General features: G+C 66.1%; 2 protein-coding genes. Both read right to left on the bottom strand.

Annotated features, from left to right (window positions below):
• Positions 1 to 1,703 (bottom strand): cytochrome c biogenesis protein CcsA (gene ccsA, locus GXY33_13615; protein NLX06171.1); only part of this gene is annotated, 1,703 nt, incomplete at its 3' end.
• Positions 1,700 to 2,524, bottom strand: an 825-nt coding sequence (locus GXY33_13610) for a cytochrome c biogenesis protein ResB (GenBank protein NLX06170.1), incomplete at its 5' end; no start/stop codon positions are given. The genes GXY33_13610 and ccsA, both read right to left, overlap by 4 nt.

The raw sequence follows: 2,524 nt of genomic DNA, 5'->3' as shown, positions 1-2,524 counted from the left end.
GCGTCGATCGCGGCGGCCAGGAAGAGCCATCGGACCACCGCGCCGGTGCCGAATCCGTAGCTGTGGAGGCCTGTGCCCAAGACGTAGTTGACGCCGACGTAGGTCATGATGACCAGCCAGAAGGCGCCGATGCTTTTGATCGCGGTGCTCAGCGGGCCTCGCGGCAGCATGAAGAGGCCCACCGCGGCGGCCATCGCCAGGGCGGCTGGGATCATCCACGCGGTCAGTCGGCCGAAGGGGGCGAGCGTGAGGGCGATCACCGCCGCGGCGAGGACGCCCAGTGCGATCGGGAGCCACGGTCGGCTGCGGGCGCCTTCGATGCGGATGTGCAGAATGGTCACGTAGCCGAGAAAGGCGATCAGCGACCAGACTTCCTTCGGGTCCCAGCCCCAGTACCGTCCCCACGAGGAAGCCGCCCACATGCTGCCGGTGATGATCCCGACGAACAGCAGCAGCGAACCGGCCAGTACGTACCAATAGTGCAGATCGTCCATCCTCGCGGTGAAGTCGCGCCGTGAAGGGACGAGCGCCATTGCCACCACCTGCACGTGGGCCAGCAGGACGGCGAGGGCGAGCACGGAGTAGGAAACCATGATCACCGGCACGTGGATCGACATCCAGATTGTGTCCAGCAGGACGGGTGCGATCGGCCGAATGCCGGCGTCCATGCCCGTCAGGTCCGCGAGCATCAGGGCTGCGGCTCCGACGGCTGAGGCGGTCAACGGGACCGCCCGGTGGCGTACGACGATCATGGAGACGATGGCCAGCAGTCCGGTCCCCCAGCCGACGAACAGCAACGACTCGTACATATTGGCCGCGGGCAAGCGTCCGGCGATCTGGCCGCGCAGCCACAGGCCGGCGGTGATCAGGACAAACCCGGCGATCAGCGGGATCGCGGCGGGCCAGATCGCCCACGGGCGTCGGATCGCCAGCGTGAGGGCTGAGATGGCCGTTCCGGCCGCCATGATTATCCAGGCCAGGCGGAACGGCTGAACGCGGTTGTAGGTCAGTTCGGTGGCGATCCGGTGCGGGCTCGGCCGGTGCGCCGCCGGCAGGGCGGCCAGGGCCTCATCGAGTTCGGTTGACGCCGAGGCAAAGCCTTCGGTGTCATTGGTCAGGAAAGCCGTTTTGAGGTTGGACCATGCCTCGATGACCGATTTGGGCGACTGATCCGGCGCGATCGGCCGCCACGGCGCGATCGGGTCGTCCGGGTCCGGGATGAGCCGGATCGTCTGACCGGTGAAGACCTGCTGGAGGGCGGCCAGGCGCTCGCCGATTCGGCGGACCACCGTCTCCAAGGGACTCGCTTTGCGGCCGCGAAGGTTCCGGCTCGAGTCGATTATCGCCATTAGCGGTTGGTGGGCGAGCAATTCGTCGTATGAAAACACCTCGCGCTCAGCAGGAAGCTCCAACTCGCGGCGGACTTCGGCGTTGGCGATGGGGATCAGCGGCTCGGCGGCCCATCGCTGCGGATCGAACGTCCAGGCCAGGAGCCACGTCATCGGATCACGGTCGTGAAAGCTCCGGCGGCCGGTGATCGTTTCGACGGTCTGGCGGGCCAGCGTGTCCATGGGCGGCCAGCGTCCCAGGTCCTGTACCGGGATCGACCGGACGATCGCATAGTCCAGGTCGGTCGGCGGTTGGGCGGCTTGGCTTGCCGCCGCCGCGGCGAGCAGGCAGGCTATCGCGGCGATCCGGATCATGCGGCAACTCGCTTCCTGCGGTTTACGGCGCGGGTCGCGATCACCGCGACAAAGCCCACTGTGACCAGGATATAGCCGGTAAAGACCACCGGCTTGCCCGGGTCCCATGAGACGCTCAGGAAGCTGACCGTCTGTTGGCCATCGGTGTTATAGCTGGACTGGTACAGAGTGTACGGTCCGACCGCCGCTGGGCGGTTCATGCTGATCAGCTTGCTCTGTGCCCGTTCCGTGACGGGGTCGATCACGGTCAGGTGGCTCTCGAACGATCGCGGCTGCTGCCGTCCGGGATAGAAGCCGATCTGGAACTTCTCGAGGCGCACCGCTGCGCCCAACGGCAGTTCCTTGCGGCCGAACGCCAAGCGGTAAGCCTGCTGGTCCAGTTCGACCGTCGCCTGTTGTCCGAATCGGACCCACGTTTGGGATGAACCGTGCGGGCTGTGCACTTCGACCTTAACTGCCGGTGTGCGATTCGATTGCGGAGGCTCGATCGGGACCACGGTGCGGTCCACGCGGGCATGGGTGAACCGCTGCAGCACGGTCAGGCTCAGGGCCGGCCAGGGCGTCTCGACGACTTGATTCAAGGCTATCTGGCGAGTCCGCACATCGTTTTCGGCAAGGCGAAAGCGAACGGCCAGCCGGTCGTCGGGCCCGCTGATCACCGTGATCGGCGTTTCGGAGATCGGTTCGACGTCGGCTGAGAGGTTGACCTTCAGTCCCTCGAATGCCTGGTCGTGTCCGTGCATGGACCCGAAATCCGGAAATCGGGCAAACGCGAGCCGCCGCTCCGTGCCCTGGGGGCCTTCGAATTCCACCTCGATGGC

It is taken from the genome of Phycisphaerae bacterium (assembly GCA_012729815.1).
Classification (GTDB): Bacteria; Planctomycetota; Phycisphaerae; order JAAYCJ01; family JAAYCJ01; genus JAAYCJ01.
The sequence above is the reverse complement of the archived record's forward strand: the minus strand, read 5'-3'. Positions and strand labels throughout refer to the sequence as shown.